Here is a 16207-nt window from a genome sequence, read left to right on the forward strand (position 1 = left end):
AGAACAAGGACCACCTCACCCAGCTCGACTCGGCCATCGGCGACGCCGACCACGGCACCAACATGCACCGCGGCTTCTCCGCCGCCGTCACGGCCCTGGCCGACTACGAGCCGGACACCGTCGGGGCCGTACTGGTCAAGGCCGGTACCACCCTCATCTCCACCGTCGGCGGCGCCTCCGGCCCCCTCTACGGCGCCGCCTTCCGCGCCATCGGCAAGGCCCTGGACACGTCCGCCGCCGACACGCAGCAGTTCGCCGCCGCACTCGCCGCCGGGCTCGCAAGCGTCCAGAAGCTCGGCGCGGCCAACCCCGGTGACAAGACCATGATCGACGCCTATGCCCCCGCACTGGCCGCCTTCCAGCAAGAGGCCGATGCCGGAGCCGACATGGCGGCCGCGGCCGTGGCCGCCGCCGACGCCGCCGAAGAGGGCATGCGTGCCACCATCCCGATGCAGGCACGCAAGGGCCGTGCCTCCTACCTCGGCGCCCGCAGCATCGGCCACCAGGACCCGGGCGCCACCTCCACCGCCCTCCTCTACCGCGCCCTCGCCGAGACGCTGGGGGACCGATGACCGACCGCCGCACCTACGCCGGGCATGCCGCCGCGCCCGGCATAGCCCTCGGTGTCGTCCACCGCACCGATCGGCCGCTCACCAGAACGGCGTTGCCCCACCGCGCCGGCGGCGACCACACGGAGCAGATCACGGACGCCTTCGACGCCGTCGCCACCCGACTGCTCGACCTGTCCGCCTCGCTGCGTGAACAGGGCAAGGACGAGCAGGCCGACATCATGGAGGTCAACAGCTACATCGCCCAGGACCAGGATCTACGCGATCAGGCCGTCAAGAGGGCGAACGACGGTCAGCCGGTAGCCGTTGCCGTGCGGCTGGCCATCGACGCCTACGCCGGAACCATCGCCGCCCTGGACGATCCCACCCTCGCAGAACGGGCGGCGGACGTCCGGCAGGTCGGACGCCGCGTTCTGGCCCACCTCCACGGCGAGACCGGCCCCGCCCCCGACCAGCCCCTCGTCCTGGTCGCGCACGAGATCGGCGCCGCCGACCTGCTGGAACCGGGCCTGACGGTGACAGCAGCCATCTCCGTGACCGGCGGCCCGAACTCCCATGCTGCGATCGTCGCCCGCTCGCTGGGCATCCCGTTCCTCCTGGCCGTCGACCCCGAGCTGCTCGAGCTGTTGGACGGGCAGGAGATCCTGCTCGACGCCGACCGGGCCGGCGCGGTCGTCCGCCCCGGCGACGAGGAACGCTCCAGGGCCCTGCGAGCCATGGAGGCCGCCCGGGCTCGCAGGCTCGCCCTTGCCGAAGAGCGTCATCTGCCCGCCGAGACGCTCGACCAGCACCGCGTCGTTCTGCGGGCCAACGTGGCCACCCCGGCTGAGGCGCGCGCAGCCGTGACCACGGGTGCTGAAGGTGTCGGCCTGCTCCGCACCGAGCTGCCCTTCCTCAACCACCCCGCCTGGCCCACCCGCGCTCAGCACGCGGCCACCCTCGTCCCCGTCCTGCGCGCTCTCACCGGGCAGGTCGTCACGGCCCGCACGCTCGACTTCGCCGACGACAAACTGCCGCCGTTCCTCGCCCGCCTCCGGGGCGCGCGGATCGGCCGCGGCCTCCCCCTCATGCTCGCCCAACCCGACGCCTTCGCCGACCAGTTCCGCAGCCTGCTCAACGCCGGAGCCGACACCGACCTGCGCATCATGATCCCCATGGTCGCGAGCGTCGACGAACTACGCGCCTGCCGAAGCCTCCTTGAGGCCGCGGCCACCGAAGCCGGCGTACCGGTGCCGCCTCTGGGCATCATGGTGGAACTCCCCGAAGCCGTCACCGCGGCCGACGACCTCGCCCGCGAAGCCTCCTTCTTCTCCATCGGCAGCAACGACCTCACCTGCCAGGTCCTGGGCCTGGACCGGCGCGACCCCACCGCCACCCCCGCCATGGCCGCACACCCCGCCGTACTCGACGCCATCGCCCGCGTCGTCACTGCCGCCCACCGCCACGATCGTCAGGTCTCCGTCTGCGGTGACGCCGCCGCACACCCCCTAGTGACGCCCCTGCTCATCGGCCTCGGCTGCGACAGCCTCTCGGTCGGCCCAGCCGCCCTCGACGAGGTCCGGGCCCGCATCCGCCGACTCCGCCACGACACCTGCGCCTCCCTGGCCGCCGTCGCCCTCACCCGCAAGACCCCCGAAGAGGTCTGGCGACTCGTCGAGCAGTGCTGCCGGCCCTCGCTGCTCTGAGAAGAAGGGGCCTGGACCGTGAAGAAGCTCATCAACTCGCCCGATGAGGTGCTTGCCGATGCTCTCGTCGGTGTGGCCGCCGCGCACCCCTCGCTGACGGTCAACACCTCCGAGCGCTACATCGTCCGCGCGGGCGGGCCGACCCCTGGGAAGGTCGGCCTGGTGTCAGGTGGCGGTTCCGGGCACGAGCCGTTGCACGGCGGGTTCGTCGGGTACGGGATGCTCGATGCGGCCTGCCCCGGTGAGGTGTTCACCTCTCCCGTGCCGGACCAGATCCTCGCCGCCACGCGGGCCGTGGACGGCCGGGCCGGGGTCCTGCACATCGTGAAGAACTACACCGGAGACGTGCTGAACTTCCAGATGGCCGCCGAGCTGGCCGCCGACGACGGCGTGCGGGTGGAGGGCGTCGTGGTCAATGACGACGTCGCCGTGGAGAACAGCACGTGGACGGCGGGCCGACGGGGCACCGGGGCAACGGTGTTCGTGGAGAAGATCGTCGGTGCGGCTGCCGAGCTGGGCGCAGACCTGGGTACGGCCGCGGCTCTGGGACGGGAGGTCAACGGCCGGTCCCGTTCCTTCGGGGTGGCGCTCTCGTCGTGCACGGTGCCCGCGTCGGGGAAACCCGGTTTCGAACTGGGCGAGGACGAGGTCGAGCTGGGCGTCGGCATCCACGGTGAGCCCGGTCGCGCCCGCGGCAGGCTGACCTCCGCCAGGGAGATCGTCGGTGTCGCCTTGGACGCCATCCACGCCGACGTGCCGCTCTCGGGCGAGGTGCTCGTGATGGTCAACGGCCTGGGCGGCACCCCGCTGATCGAGCTGTACGTGGTGTATGCGGCGGTTGCCGAATGGCTTGCCGGCCATGGCGTGTGGATCACCCGCAACCTGGTCGGCAACTACGTCACCAGCCTGGAGATGGCCGGTTGCACGATCACGGTGTGCCGCCTCACGCCACAGCTCACCCATCTGTGGGATGCCCCGGTCGTGACCCCCGCGCTGCGCTGGGGGCGCTGAGCGGCTCGACCACCGACGACAGACCGTACGAGGGAGAGGGACGACGATGGACGCGAGCATGTTCCGGGCCTGGATCCATGAGGCCGCCCGATCGGTAGTGGAGAACGCCGATCATCTCACCCGCCTCGACTCCGCCGTCGGCGATGCCGACCACGGCATCAACATGCGCCGTGGCCTGCAGGCGGCGGTGGCGATGCTGGACGAGACCAACCCGTCCACCCCCGGTGCGGTGCTCGCCACCGTCGGCCGGGCATTGATCAGCAAGACCGGCGGGGCCTCAGGACCGCTCTACGGCACCGGGTTCCGGCAGGCCGCGCGGATCCTGGGCGAGGATCCCGACGTCACCGCCGCACAACTGGGTGCGGCGTTGGCGGCTGCCCTCACCGGCATCCAGCGGATCGGCGCGGCGCTGGAGGGAGACAAGACGATGGTCGACGCCCTCAGCCCGGCCGTGACCGCCTACCAGGCCGTCATCGACACCTGCGGCGATCTGGCCACCGCCACCCGCGCGGCCTCCGACGCCGCCGTGCGGGGCCTGAAGCAGACCGCCGGCATGCAGGCGCGGAAGGGCCGCGCGAGCTATCTCGGCGCCCGCACCCTCGGCCACGAGGACCCCGGCGCGGCGTCGACTGTCCTCATTCTGTCCGCCCTCGCGACCGTCAGCTCGGCGGGCGAGCGGCATGCGGACGGTAATCCGTAAACACCCCTGCATGTTCGGTTGGCCCACGGCTGCCGAGCGAACCTGCCGTCGGCAGGACCAACCTCGCCGTCGATGCCAAGCCCCACCCGGCCGCGCACAGACGGACAGCTGACCCCCGGTACCGAGCGGATCGCCACAGCGACCGCCCCAACCAAGTGGTCGCGATCTCGAACAGCTCCGAGACCGATGTGTAGTTCGCGTCCGCAGGCACCTGCCAGAAGACGCACGAGGCCATGGCCTCAGTCATCGACGTCACGACAAGCGCACTCGCGCGACGAGCGGAGCGCCCGCGATGCGTGGACGCCCCCTGAATCGCGCACGTTCAATGGCGGGGAGAAGGTGCGACGGCAAGTGCAAAGACAACGGGCCGGCAACCAAAGGCGGTTCGCCCCGAGCAACTGGAGGGTGCGCACCCAACTGCTGGCTGTGGTGGTCGTCCCGATCGTCACCGCGCTCGTACTCGGCGGTCTGCGGATCGGATCCGCCGTGCAGAACACCCAGGACATCAACAACGTCCGTCAGCTGGTCCGTGTCGTCGACAAGGGCACGGCACTGGTGGAGGAGATCGAGGACGAACGCGATCTCACCGCCCTCTACGTCGCGGCCGGGCGTACGGGCGACACGAGCCGACTCGACACGCAGCGCTCCAAGTCGGACGCGGCGCTCGCTCGCGTCCGTGCCGAGGCCGCCCGGGTCCACCGCGGGACGAACCCCGTGCCGGCCCCCCGGCTCTCGGCGCTCGACGCTCTTGGCGGGAAGGTGGCGTCTCTGCGCGACGCGGTAGCCCGGTCCAAAATGCGCTTCCCGTCCGTGGTCATCGCGTATACGGCGTTGATCGCCGAGCTCACCCATGCCCTTGACCTGCTCACGCCGGACATCGCCCACCCTGCCCTTGCCGCGAGGGCTGGTGTGCTCGAGACCTTCGCCCAGGCAACGGAGAAAGCCTCCCGGCAACGCGCACTGCTCGGAGGCGTACTGACCCAGCCGCACTTCGAATCGAACGAGGCCCTGAACCTGTCGCTCGCCAGCCGGCAGGAACAGGCATCGATCGACCAGTTCCTGTCCAGTGCGCCGTCGGCCGAGCGTCAGTTCTACGAGCGCGTCGTCACCGGAAGGGACGTCAACAAGGCGGAGGCGCTCCAGAAGCACGCACTCGCCCAGCAGGGCACCAGCCGCCTCCGCTTCGATGCGGGCGAGTGGTTCGACGCCATGACGAGCAAGCTCGACCTGATGAGACTGGTCGAGAAGCAGCTCGTCGGATCAGTGGAAGAGGAAAGCCTGCGTGAACAGCACGAGGCCGAACGCTCAGTGTTCATCACCGCGCTCGTCGAGCTGACGCTCCTCCTGCTCACGTTCGGCCTGACGTACGTCCTCGTGCAGTCGATCGTCCGCCCGCTGCACACCCTGCGCGCCTCCACTCTCGATATCGCGCAACGCCGCCTGCCCGAGGTGGTCCGGTTGCTGCGCGGCTCCAGCGACGCGGATGTGGAGGCCACCGAGGTCGAGCCCACGGACATCGACTCGACCGACGAGATCGCCGGTGTCGCCCGCGCGTTCAACGACGTCTATCGCGACTCCGTACGGCTGGCGTGCGAGCAAGCACAACTGCGGGGCCGCATCAACACGATGTTCGTCAACCTCTCGCAGCGCAGCCAGAACCTCGTGGAACGGCAGCTGGAGCTGATCGACCGTCTGGAGAAGGGTGAGCAGGACCCCGACCTGCTCGCCAGCCTCTTCAAGCTCGACCACCTGGCCACCCGCATGCGCCGCAACGGGGAGAACCTACTCGTCCTCGCGGGCGAGAAGGCGGGCCGCCGCTGGAGCGCCCCGGTCCGGCTCGTGGATGTCCTCCGCGCCGCCATCAGTGAGATCGAGCAGTACCAGCGCGTGCAGCTGCGTGGACTGGTCACCGCGGACGTCGACGGCCGGGCAGTGAACGACATCGTTCACCTCATTGCGGAGCTGCTGGAGAACGCGACGACGTTCTCCTCGCCCGACACGCAGGTGCTCGTCACGTGCCAGCTGCTGTCCGGCGGCGGCGCGAAGGTCGAAATCCAGGACAACGGCATCGGCATGTCGACCCAGGACCTCGAGGACGCCAACGCGAGGCTCCTGACCCCCCCAGTGGTCGACGTCGCGGTGGCGCGGCGCATGGGTATGTTCGTCGTCGGCCGGCTCTCCGGCCGCCACTGCATCCGCGTCCAGCTCCGCGGGTCGTCTCCCCACGGCGTCACAGCAGTAGTCATGCTGCCCCAGCAACTGGTCCGGGAACACGAAGATCACATGGATCCCCCCGGACTGTCAGCCAGGTACACCCCGGAAGGACGCCTCACCGGCTGGCGCAACTACGACACGGCCGAGCAACTCGACGAGAGTGCGTCGCCCAGACGTGCGCTCCGGACACGCCGTCGCGGCGCCCGCTCGAGCGGCACCGTGTCCTGAACGCGCCGGCACCGATGTAGCGGCGGCTCGCCGCTCGGGCCCCTGGCACTCCGTCCGCTCCCACGAACGGCATGGGGGGACTCAGGGGCCGGTCGGAACTCCTCCAGGTCAGAAAGGCAATGCGGTGTGCCCCCGGCAGGATTCGAAGCTGCGACCTGACCCGGGGATCACGGGGTAAGGCGTTTGCGGGGTCACAGGTCGTATCGCCCCCGACCGTGTGGGGGCGATGCGACCTACCGCGCCGCTGGCTAACCCATGGTCTTGGCGCCGTCCAGGGACTCGCGGATGATGTCGGCGTGGCCGGCGTGCTGGGCGGTCTCGGCGATGATGTGCATCAGCACCCGGCGGGCCGACCATCGCGCACCCGACTGGGACCACGGGGCCTCTGGCAGCGGTTGTGTGGCGTTCAGGTCGGGCAGGGTGACGACCAACTCGTCGGTCCGACGGGCCACTTCGGCGTAGTCGGCGAGCACGCCGGCCAGCGTCTCGCCGGGCAGCATCCGGAACTCGTCGGCCCGCCGGGCCCAGTCGGCCTCGGTCATGGAGGTGAAGTCGGGCATTGCCGACGGGCCGTCCAGGATGAACTGCCCCCAGGTCCGCTCGACCGCAGCGACATGCTTGATCAGACCGCCCAGGCACAGCTGGCTGGCGGTGGTCCGGCGCCCGGCCTGCTCGTCGGTGAGGTCGCGGGTGGTGAAACACAGGAAGCGCCGATGCGTGGCCAGCGCCTCCAGCAAGTCGGCGCGCTCGCCGGTGGCGGTCGGCTCATCGGCCGGGTCGTGGGGCGCCAGTTCGTTGACAGTCACGGTCTCGCTCATGGTCGCTGCCTTCCGTGGTTTGTGTTCCGCCGGGCAAGAAGGACGCTAGGGGCCGTAGAGGTCAGATGCTGACCTAAATCGGAGGAGAGGCGAGATTTTCGTGACCCACTCCCCGGCGCCTCCCGAGAATGTGACTCGTCCTTCTCGCCAGCTCGCGCGGGGCGCTGCGAGACACGAGGTTTCTCATCACCTCGCTACCTCGAAGTGATCGGATCGGGATGTTTAATGGTTTTTGTCATGATTTTCCGTCAGGTGTCCTGTGGCGTTCGTGTCTTGTCGCTTGGGGGGTGCGGGGCGCTTTGCTATGAGGAGAGGTGAACCCGCGAATGAGCGCTCATACTCGTGGACAGGGCGATCTGCCGTGGTATCGGGTCAGCTGTAAGTGGCCCGTGGTCGTGTTCAACAGGGTCCTGGTCGGTGGGACGACCCCGGTTCGTGCCGTCGTTGCGTCCGATCCCGTCGGCTCGGGTGGACGGCGTGAGGAGCGCGGCGCGGGGGTGGTATCGGTGGGGTGCGCGCTGCTGTCCGGTATGGCGCTGCTGGCGGCCACGGCTCCACCAGTGGCCGCCGCGCCGGTGGGGGCCGTGCCGGCGCGGACGCAGAGGGCTGATCCGTCGCAGACCTTCACCTTCACCGGCGGTCCGCAGACCTTGACGGTTCCGTCGGGGGCGGTGGTCACGATCACCGCGGACGGAGCCGGCGGCGCCGACAACACCGGCACCCCCTGTTCCGTCACGGGGACCGGCGGGACGGGGGCACGGGTCGTCACCACCCTCCCGCAAACCACTGCACCGACGACCTTCACCATCAACGTCGGCGGCACCGGCGGCAAAGGCTGCAACGGCACCGGGACGCCGGGTGCCGGCGGGTTCAACGGCGGCGCCCCGGGTGGGAGTTTTCCGGCCAGTGGTTTTCATTTTGAAGGTCCGGGTGGGGGCGGGGCCTCCAGCATCAGCACGGGTGGCTCCTTGCTGGTGGTCGCCGGGGGCGGCGGTGCCGCCGGCGGCACCGGAGCGGGCTCTACCGGGGGGAACGGAGGCAACGGCGGGACAACGCCGGATGCCACCGGCGGTACCGCGGGAAGTGCCACCGGCCCCGGGGCCTCGCCGGGGCAGGGTGGGGGCGGTGGCAGCACCAGCACCAGTACCGGCGGTGCCGGCGGGGCCGCCGGCACCGTTCCCTTCTGTGCGGTCACGAACGGCGGGCCGGGGAGCGGGTTTTCAGGTGCCACGGTCGGTGCCGGTGGCACTGGGGGCAGCTTCGACGGCGGCTGCGCCGCCACTGCCATCGCTGGTGGTGGGGGCGGTGGTGGTGGGTACTTCGCCGGCGGGGGCGGCGGCAGCGGCGCCGTCAACAACAGGGGCACCTCGGCGGGTGGGGGCGGTGGTGGTGGGGGCAGCAGCTTCGCCACCCCCACGGGTACCGGCACGTCCTATGCGCTTTCGACTACGGGGACGGCGAACCACAACGGCCAGGTGATCATCTCCTACACGGTCCCGTCCTTGACCATCACCAAGACCCACACCAGGCACTTCACCCAGGGGCGGCATGGCACCTACGCCATCACCGTGGGCAACGCCGCCGGGGCCGCCCCGACCAACGGCGCCACGGTCACCGTGCACGACACCCTCCCCGCCGGGCTCAGGGCCGACAGCATCAGTGGCGCAGGATGGAACTGCACCCTGAACACACTCACCTGCACCCGTAGCGACGTCCTCCCTGCCGGAAGCAGCTACCCTCCCATCACCCTGAAGGTCGACGTCTCCTGCACGGCCCACTCCCAGGTGACGAACACCGCCACCGCCATCGGCGGCGGCGACACCACTACCCGCACCGCCACCGACCTCACCAAGATCAAGCGCCACAACCACGACGAGCGCTGCGAGCACCACGACCACTGGTAACCCAACTGGCCTGCGCCGACGGCGGGGCGTGTCCATGAGGACAGCCCTGCACACGGTGTCCCGGGAGGCTGGGGCGCAACAGCACAGCGGGACGTCCGCAGGAGCGGGTGACGATCGAGCTAGCGGGCATGAACACACCCGCTAGCAACCCTTGTCGACCGCTGCTGACCCATGCATCTGGCACGGCTGCGGCACGCGGGTCAGGACGTCGAGCGCGCCGCCCGAAGGGCACGCTTTCCAACTGTGGTGGTGGGGTGTTGGGGTGCGTGCGGGAGCGTTCACCTGGGTTCATGGGCGGATGGTCGGGGTGCGGGAGTGGGCCTCTGGTCTCGCCTGAACATTCGCGAACGGCGGTGAATGAGACGGAAACTGACACGGTGGCGACCGGCCGGGTACTTGCTCCTGCCCAGGTGAGCGCTCAAAGGTAACTCGCCACCGCGGTCCCGGCTTCGGTGTTGGGGCGAGCCGTACCGCCCAAGGTGTGCCCAGGGCTGTCCTCTGCTGTCCTGTGCCAGCTGCCGTTGACTGCTTGCCATCGAAGATTGGGCGGTGGGGACCAAGCGTCCTCCGGCGAGCCGAGGACGCAATCAGTCGTGACGGCGCGCTCTACCTGACTGGACCTTCGTCTTCTCCAGGTTGTTCGTCAGGCATGTCCAGGATGGCCTCTCGGGTGTAGTGAGGGCTCCCTGGGGGTGGGGCCGCCCCAGGGGCCATGAGTTCGGCGAGGAGCCTGCTCAGGTCATCCGTGGACAGCGCCAGTCCCAGGCTCTGCACGATGCGCAGAGCGCAGTCCCGGATGGACTGAGCGCTCTTCTCGGGCGCCGCCGTGCTCCTGATCTCGTCACACACTCGGCTGAACTGCTCAGCGCTGATCGTCGGCCGACTTACCGGTTGCGCCATGGTGCGTTCCTCCTGGAAGAGCGGGACCGTTCCAACCGCTCTTCCAGAAAGCGCTGAGCGCACCCCAACGGCAACTGGAGAGAGCCAGCGCGCAGACGCTCGACCAAAGCCGCATTGGGAATCGTTGGCACGCGCTCAAGGTGTGCTGTCACAGGACGTCCGCCACCTGACACGGTCTCTTTGCCGGCCTGAAAAATCGAACACATGCTTGAATTCAGCCATGAGGCTGTTTCCCGACCACCTTGCCCAGGCGCAGCAGGAGTGGAGTGCCACCTACCGGCAGCTTGCCGAGCGGCCCGGCTGTACCGAGTTGCGCCGGCGTCTGTACTGGCTGTCGGCTCAGCTGTTCTTTCATCCCTACTGGCAGCAGCAGCGACCGAGCCCTGCAGCGTGGCGGGAACTGCGTGATCTGGGACGCTCGGACGCAGACGTGAGTGAGCGGCTTCATCGATGACACGCTGGAATGCGGGGCCGCATGTCCCGGATGATCCTGAACGCATGTCCGGAGCGATTCGCGTGATCGTGCATCCGCCGTCGTCCACGGGTGGCCGGCGCGTACGCGTGGACGGCGAGATCCTCGGCTTGGCCCACGGCGTGGTCGACGTTGCGGAGTTCCTGCGCCGGGCCGGACTGGAGATCGACCCGGCGGAGGTGGCAGGGGCCCCTGATCGACGGCAGTGAGCCTCCCTGATACTCCAAGGAGTTGGAGTGAGCCCAGCGCGTCGCCGTGCCCGTAGGAGCTCCGCAGGAGTGTCGCGCGGGACTTGCGCCAGTTGCTGTGGGCCGGCCGTGATGAGTGCAGCTCCAGATCAATCCCCATGCTTCATGATGCACACGCTGTGCTTGCTGCACAGCCACAACTGATCAACGGCGGCCGTGACCTGCGGCCGCCTAACCGATCAACGCCCTGACCTAACGCCCTGACCTGCTGTCGAACTGTCGGCAGCGCTGTCGACGTTGGTCATCGTTGAGCGCCCTTTCACGGCCCCAGGACGGCCCGGGAGGGCGCTCGCATGTTGGGCCAACCAGTCGTGAGCGCCGCATTAGGGTAGACGCGTCAGCTGCGGATAGAGGCGGTTCCTCAGGCAGCAACCGCATCGCCTAATTTGAGGAGCTGTCGTGGGTTCGTTGAAACTCTTCGTCGAAGATTTTTACGAACTGCCGCTCCCGGACCGAATGAGCGTCGAGATTCCACCTGTCCCGCGTTCGCTGCCAGTACTCGCGGCCAGTCTCCGACTGCAAAATCTCTCTGGCGTTCGCCCTGATCGAGACGAATGGGATGCCTCCAGTCTCGGCGCCCATCCAGAGATAGGCCATTATCAGACGACTGTAGGTGTGCTGGCGCCATGCGTTTCCCTGTAGCCCGTGCATTGGACCCCAGCAAGAGCGCAGCGACTCATCCTCCATGGCCATGAGGAGTAAGTCGCGTTGGAAGGTGCGCATGGTTTGAAACTGTTCTAGGCGGGCTTGCTTCGCCTGCAAGACCAGCGAGTAGGCCACTCCGATAACTGCCAGAGCAGAGAGGATGGCGGAAATCGATGCATAAGTTTGCCCAATGTCGCTCAGCACCGCCCATTTCTCGCCGTAGTTGGGTGCCACCGCCCGGAGGATGAACGGCGCAGCCGCCACCAACGTCAGAAGAGCCACACTTGCAACAATAATGATCATTGGAATCCGGAACCTACTTGCGTTCCGTCCATGGACTTGTCCGCTCGATTGGATGTCCGTCAAGGTGACCCCCAGGAGATCGGTGCTGTGGAAAGCGTAAGGCGAACCAACTCGGCCGTCCGCCCCTTGAACGTATGACGTCCGATTTCTTCGTCTCCCGGTACATTCCGTCGGTGCCCCGGTCTCGCTGCCGGGACTGGTGGCTCGTCCGTGGGAAAGCGCCTTCAACGGCCAGCAGCGGCACGGCATCGCCTACCGTGCCACCGTCGTTGCGCCCGGCGCCTTCCCGATGGCTGAGGCGGTCTGACCGACGTGACCGACCTTGTGACTCTGGCCGAGCCGGGCGGGCCGCTCGCTGCGATAGGCGGCGCGGCCTACGCCCGGCACGCCTACCCGGCGGCGTACTGGTCCACGGTCGGGCTGCCGGTCTCGGTGGCCCGGCTGCCGGCCTCGTACACGTCGACCATGGACGCCCGCGGTCCGACGGTCGCGCCGCCTCGGTGACGGGCGCTGGCTGTCAGGGCGACCACTCGCCCGGAGGTGCGTCCCGTGCCTCTCCGCCGGGGTCTGATCAGGCCTATCTCGACCGGCCTCCGGGTCCGGCTGCGGCTGGCTCCCGGCCAGGAGCCGGCGGACGTCACAGCATCGGCGGAACGCCTCCGCCAGGGCCGGCCAGTCCTCTGAGAAGGCCGCGATGATCTATCAGCACTCCGACGACGACCGGCAACCGGCAGCAGGAGGCTGCCGCCGGACTGGACGCCATCGTGCGCAAGGCACGCCAGGAAGTTGCGGCCGTGCCAGAAGAAGACGCCGATGATCCAGACGATCAGCGTTCTGGCACGAATCTGGCACGCGACGAGTGATCACCGAGGACAGCAAAAAGGCCCGGGTTTTTGACCTGGGCCTTCTTCATGGAGCGGGTGACGAGAATCGAACTCGCGCTCTCAGCTTGGGAAGCTGATGTTCTACCATTAAACTACACCCGCGTAAGACGCCGATTCGGAGGTCGGTGTCCGACGTTCGCTCACTGTACCTCATCGCTGGCCCCCGGTGCTCGAACCGAGGGGCCTGGGCGCGTTCTCAGGGGGGTAGCAGGGCTGCGGGGGGCGGGAGTTGGGGCGTACGGTGGGGGCGGCGGAAGAGGGGCCGGGTGGGGCCGGAGTGCCGTCTGGAGGGTCGTCTCTTTGATCCCGTACTGTGGCTTTTGTCGTCAGGTGGCAGAAGGCCAGACGCGGCTCTGGGGAAGGGACTTAAGGGACTTGATGGAGCGCACCGTCGTCCGTTGTGCCGAGGGGCACGTGTTCAGCACCGCTTCGTTCCCGATGCAGCAGGCCGAGCGGCTCGGCCCCGGCCGGCTCGTGAGGTGTCCACGATGTGCCCGGCTCCGCAGTGCGGTGCCGGTGATCTTGGAGAAGCGGTAGCGGCGGTTTCCGCGATATCACCGGTACCAGCGATATCACCGGTACCAGCGATATCACCAGTACCAGCGGTACCAGCACTTCGGCGCGTGGGGTCGTCCTGATTGTGGGGGCTCCGCGCGCCTTGCGTATCCTCGGGGCGTGCTTCTCTCAGACAAGGACATCCGGGCCGAGATCGACGCCGGGCGGGTACGGATCGATCCCTACGACGAATCCATGGTGCAGCCGTCGAGCATCGACGTGCGGCTCGACCGCTACTTCCGGGTGTTCGAGAATCACCGCTACCCCCACATCGACCCCTCGGTCGAGCAGCCGGACCTCACCCGGCTCGTCGAGCCCGAGGGCGACGAGCCGTTCATCCTGCACCCCGGGGAGTTCGTGCTCGCGAGTACGTACGAGGTCATCACGTTGCCCGACGATCTCGCCTCGCGGCTCGAGGGCAAGAGCTCGCTGGGGAGGCTCGGGCTCGTCACCCACTCCACCGCCGGGTTCATCGACCCCGGGTTCTCCGGGCACGTGACCCTGGAGCTGTCGAACCTGGCCACCCTGCCGATCAAGCTGTGGCCCGGGATGAAGATCGGGCAGCTGTGCATGTTCCGGCTGACCTCGCCCGCCGAGTCCCCGTACGGCAGCGAGCGCTACGGGTCCCGGTACCAGGGGCAGCGCGGGCCCACCGCCTCGCGGTCCTATCTCAATTTCCACCGGACGCGGGTGTGAGGGACGCCACCGACATGACCGGCATACGAGAGAACCTCACCTACGAGCGCTTCGGCACCGCTGTCCGCGAACTCGCGCGGACCATCGCCGACGACGGTTACGAGCCCGACATCGTGCTCAGCATCGCGCGCGGCGGAGTCTTCGTGGCCGGCGGGCTCGCCTACGCCCTCGACTGCAAGAACATCCACCTGGTGAACGTGGAGTTCTACACAGGTGTGGGGACCACGCTGGAGATGCCCGTCATGCTCGCGCCGGTACCGAACGTGATCGACTTCTCCGACAAGAAGGTCCTGATCACCGACGACGTCGCCGACACCGGCAAGACGCTCAAGCTGGTCCGCGACTTCTGCCTGGACACCGTGGCCGAGGTGCGCAGCGCCGTGATCTACGAGAAGTCCCAGTCGCTCGTGAAGTGCGACTACGTCTGGAAGCGCACCGACGACTGGATCAACTTCCCGTGGAGTGTCCAGGAGCCCGTGGTCAGGCGGGCGGGGCAGGTTCTCGACGCCTGAGCGGAACTGAACGGAACTGAGCGGAAGGGGCCCGGCTGTGCGCGGGCCCCTTTTTCGTCTCCGTGCCGGCTTCGTCTCCGTGCCGGTCGCCTTCCAGTGCCGCATCAGGCAAAGTTCGCCTCGTTGTGACGTGTCGTCCGGTTGCTGCGCCCTGCGGCACCAGACGGTCAGAATGATCGCGTGGCTGAACGCGTGCGGGTCCGTGAGATCGATGACGACGAGGGACGGCGCCTGCTGCGGATCATCCGCCGGGGCACCGGATCGGTGGTGACCTGGCGGCGGGCCCAGATAGTGTTGCTGTCCGCCCAGGGCCTGTCCGTTGCGAAGATCGCCACGGTGACGTTCACCAGCGCGGACCGGGTCCGCGACGTGGTCCACAACTTCAACGCCGACGGCTTCGACTCGCTCTACCCGAAGTACAAGGGCGGGCGCCCGAAGACCTTCACGCTGCCCGAGCGCCGCGAGATCAAGAAGATCGCCAAGTCCAGGCCGGCCGAGCACGGCCTGCCGTTTTCGACCTGGAGCCTGGCCAAGCTAGCCGACTTCCTGGTCGCCGAGGGGGTGGTTGACGACATCAGTCACGAGGGTCTTCGGGTCCTGCTCCGCGAGGAGGGCGTCTCATTTCAACGCGTGAAGACCTGGAAAACCTCCCGCGATCCCGACTACGAGGCCAAGAAGGCCCGCGTCGAGCACCTGTACGCGATCGCCGACAACGAGGTCATACCTGAAGAAGACGAGCCCGACATCGTGTTTTGCCTGGACGAGTTCGGCCCGCTGAACCTCCAGCCCCACCCGGGACGGCAGTGGGCCGAGCGGGGAGGGCGGCATAAGGACCCCGACCGGGAGCCCCGGCCCCGACGGCGGGCGACCTACACCCGCCCGCACGGTGTCCGGCACCTGTTCGCCGCCTACGACCTGGCCAAGGACAAGCTCTACGGCCACATCAAGCAAAAGAAGAACCGGACGAAGTTCCTGGAGTTCTGCCGTTACCTGCGCAGCCTCTACCCGCCGGAGATGCGGATCGCGATCGTGCTCGACAACTTCTCCCCGCATCTGACCACGAAGAGGGACACCCGGGTCGGCGACTGGGCCGAGGCGAACAACGTCGAGCTCGCCTACACGCCGACCAACTCCTCCTGGCTGAACCGGATCGAGGCCCAGTTCACCGCCCTGCGCTACTTCGCGTTGAACGGCACCGACCACGCCAGTCATAAGGAGCAGGGCAGCATGATCCGCCGCTACATGATCTGGCGGAACAAGCACGCAGCAGACGAACGCCTCCGCGACATCGTGACCCGGGCGAACGTCGCATAGCCGCTGGTCACCCGCTCTCCCGCCTCAGGCTCATCAACTTGCTGAGGGCGCCACCTGTTCCTTGCTCAGCAAGGTTCCGCGCGGCCTGAAGCCAGCCGAGGAGTAGAAGCCGACGGCTCCCTTGTTCGGCGCGAAGATGCCGGCGTAGATGATCGAGACACCGCGCTCCGCGGCGGCCTGCTCCGCCGCGATCAGCAAGGCCGACCCAACACCCTCGCCGCGATGCCCATCCAGGACGACGGTGTGGATGTCAGCCGCGCGGCAGGGAGCCAGAATCTGATGGTCCGGGGGATCGGCCAGCAGGACCACCTCCACCATGCCCACCACCTCACCCACCACCTCGGCGACGAGGATCACTACCTTGGACTCGACCGAAAGCACCTCCTCGAAGTGCCTTCGCACGGCCTCGGTGTCGGGCACGCGATAGACGGCCGCATCGAGTTGGACATGCCTTTCAGCATTCGCGAGACGCAGGCGGACAAGTGCGGGCACGTCGTCCCGCTCGGCAGCCCTGACCAAGATCGACATAGGTCAAGAGCCTTCCACCCG

General features: G+C 68.2%; 14 protein-coding genes, 1 tRNA gene and 1 pseudogene. 12 read left to right on the forward strand and 4 right to left on the reverse strand.

The genetic code is table 11. The features are described from left to right. From dhaL (ACH4UM_RS32665) to ACH4UM_RS32685, 5 genes are all read left to right on the forward strand, one after another. The coding region (dhaL, locus tag ACH4UM_RS32665) for a dihydroxyacetone kinase subunit DhaL (protein WP_398187314.1) at positions 1 to 572 on the forward strand (572 nt) is incomplete at its 5' end. Next, the gene (locus ACH4UM_RS32670; protein ID WP_398187317.1) at positions 569 to 2254 is read left to right on the forward strand and encodes a phosphoenolpyruvate--protein phosphotransferase; all 1686 of its coding nucleotides are present in this window, start codon (positions 569 to 571) and stop codon (positions 2252 to 2254) included. The genes dhaL (ACH4UM_RS32665) and ACH4UM_RS32670, both read left to right, overlap by 4 nt. 18 nt (positions 2255 to 2272) lie before the next feature. Then, positions 2273 to 3265, forward strand: coding sequence for a dihydroxyacetone kinase subunit DhaK (dhaK, locus tag ACH4UM_RS32675; RefSeq protein WP_398187320.1), 993 nt, complete (start codon positions 2273 to 2275; stop codon positions 3263 to 3265). 46 nt (positions 3266 to 3311) lie between these two features. After that, positions 3312 to 3965, forward strand: coding sequence for a dihydroxyacetone kinase subunit DhaL (dhaL, locus tag ACH4UM_RS32680; protein WP_398187323.1), 654 nt, complete (start codon positions 3312 to 3314; stop codon positions 3963 to 3965). A gap of 351 nt (positions 3966 to 4316) precedes the next feature. Further along, complete coding sequence (locus ACH4UM_RS32685; protein WP_398187326.1) at positions 4317 to 6407, forward strand: nitrate- and nitrite sensing domain-containing protein; 2091 nt, start codon at positions 4317 to 4319, stop codon at positions 6405 to 6407. A gap of 248 nt (positions 6408 to 6655) precedes the next feature. Here the strand turns inward: ACH4UM_RS32685 and ACH4UM_RS32690 are convergent, their stop codons facing one another. After that, complete coding sequence (locus ACH4UM_RS32690) at positions 6656 to 7225, reverse strand: DinB family protein (protein WP_398187329.1); 570 nt, start codon at positions 7223 to 7225, stop codon at positions 6656 to 6658. Positions 7226 to 7722: 497 nt separating this feature from the next. Between ACH4UM_RS32690 and ACH4UM_RS32695 the strand changes: the two genes are divergently transcribed. From ACH4UM_RS32695 to ACH4UM_RS32705, 3 genes are all read left to right on the forward strand, one after another. Then, positions 7723 to 9129 carry a hypothetical protein gene (locus tag ACH4UM_RS32695; protein ID WP_398187331.1) on the forward strand — a complete coding sequence of 469 codons (1407 nt, stop codon included), beginning with the start codon at positions 7723 to 7725 and terminating at the stop codon, positions 9127 to 9129. Positions 9130 to 10249: 1120 nt separating this feature from the next. Continuing rightward, positions 10250 to 10483 carry a hypothetical protein gene (locus ACH4UM_RS32700; protein WP_398187333.1) on the forward strand — a complete coding sequence of 78 codons (234 nt, stop codon included), beginning with the start codon at positions 10250 to 10252 and terminating at the stop codon, positions 10481 to 10483. A 44-nt stretch (positions 10484 to 10527) separates the two neighbouring features. Further along, the gene (locus tag ACH4UM_RS32705; protein WP_398187335.1) at positions 10528 to 10710 is read left to right on the forward strand and encodes a hypothetical protein; all 183 of its coding nucleotides are present in this window, start codon (positions 10528 to 10530) and stop codon (positions 10708 to 10710) included. Positions 10711 to 11130: 420 nt separating this feature from the next. Here ACH4UM_RS32705 and ACH4UM_RS32710 read toward each other — a convergent pair whose 3' ends face one another. Continuing rightward, complete coding sequence (locus ACH4UM_RS32710) at positions 11131 to 11676, reverse strand: DUF6082 family protein (RefSeq protein ID WP_398187338.1); 546 nt, start codon at positions 11674 to 11676, stop codon at positions 11131 to 11133. Positions 11677 to 12009: 333 nt separating this feature from the next. Here ACH4UM_RS32710 and ACH4UM_RS32715 point away from each other — a divergent pair. Continuing rightward, positions 12010 to 12360 (forward strand): annotated as a pseudogene (locus tag ACH4UM_RS32715) (conjugal transfer protein TraS); the annotation flags it as partial. A gap of 249 nt (positions 12361 to 12609) precedes the next feature. On the opposite strand, the gene ACH4UM_RS32720 reads toward ACH4UM_RS32715, so the two are convergent. Next, a tRNA-Gly gene (locus ACH4UM_RS32720) sits at positions 12610 to 12683 on the reverse strand. A gap of 573 nt (positions 12684 to 13256) precedes the next feature. Between ACH4UM_RS32720 and dcd the strand changes: the two genes are divergently transcribed. The 3 genes from dcd (at position 13257) to ACH4UM_RS32735 (ending at position 15658) form a co-directional block, all read left to right on the forward strand. Continuing rightward, a complete protein-coding gene (gene dcd / locus ACH4UM_RS32725) occupies positions 13257 to 13832 on the forward strand; it encodes a dCTP deaminase (RefSeq protein WP_398187341.1) in 576 nt (191 codons plus the stop codon). Between the two features lie 14 nt (positions 13833 to 13846). After that, positions 13847 to 14344: a phosphoribosyltransferase gene (locus ACH4UM_RS32730; RefSeq protein WP_398187344.1), complete on the forward strand. Its 498-nt coding sequence runs from the start codon at positions 13847 to 13849 to the stop codon at positions 14342 to 14344. 180 nt (positions 14345 to 14524) lie between these two features. Next, the gene (locus ACH4UM_RS32735) at positions 14525 to 15658 is read left to right on the forward strand and encodes an IS630 family transposase (RefSeq protein WP_398187346.1); all 1134 of its coding nucleotides are present in this window, start codon (positions 14525 to 14527) and stop codon (positions 15656 to 15658) included. Positions 15659 to 15691: 33 nt separating this feature from the next. Here the strand turns inward: ACH4UM_RS32735 and ACH4UM_RS32740 are convergent, their stop codons facing one another. Then, positions 15692 to 16186 (reverse strand): GNAT family N-acetyltransferase, encoded by a 495-nt coding sequence (locus ACH4UM_RS32740; RefSeq protein ID WP_390712344.1) that lies wholly within the window; start codon positions 16184 to 16186, stop codon positions 15692 to 15694. Positions 16187 to 16207 lie beyond the last annotated feature (21 nt).

It is taken from the genome of Streptomyces sp. NPDC020801 (assembly GCF_044334385.1).
Classification (GTDB): Bacteria; Actinomycetota; Actinomycetes; order Streptomycetales; family Streptomycetaceae; genus Streptomyces.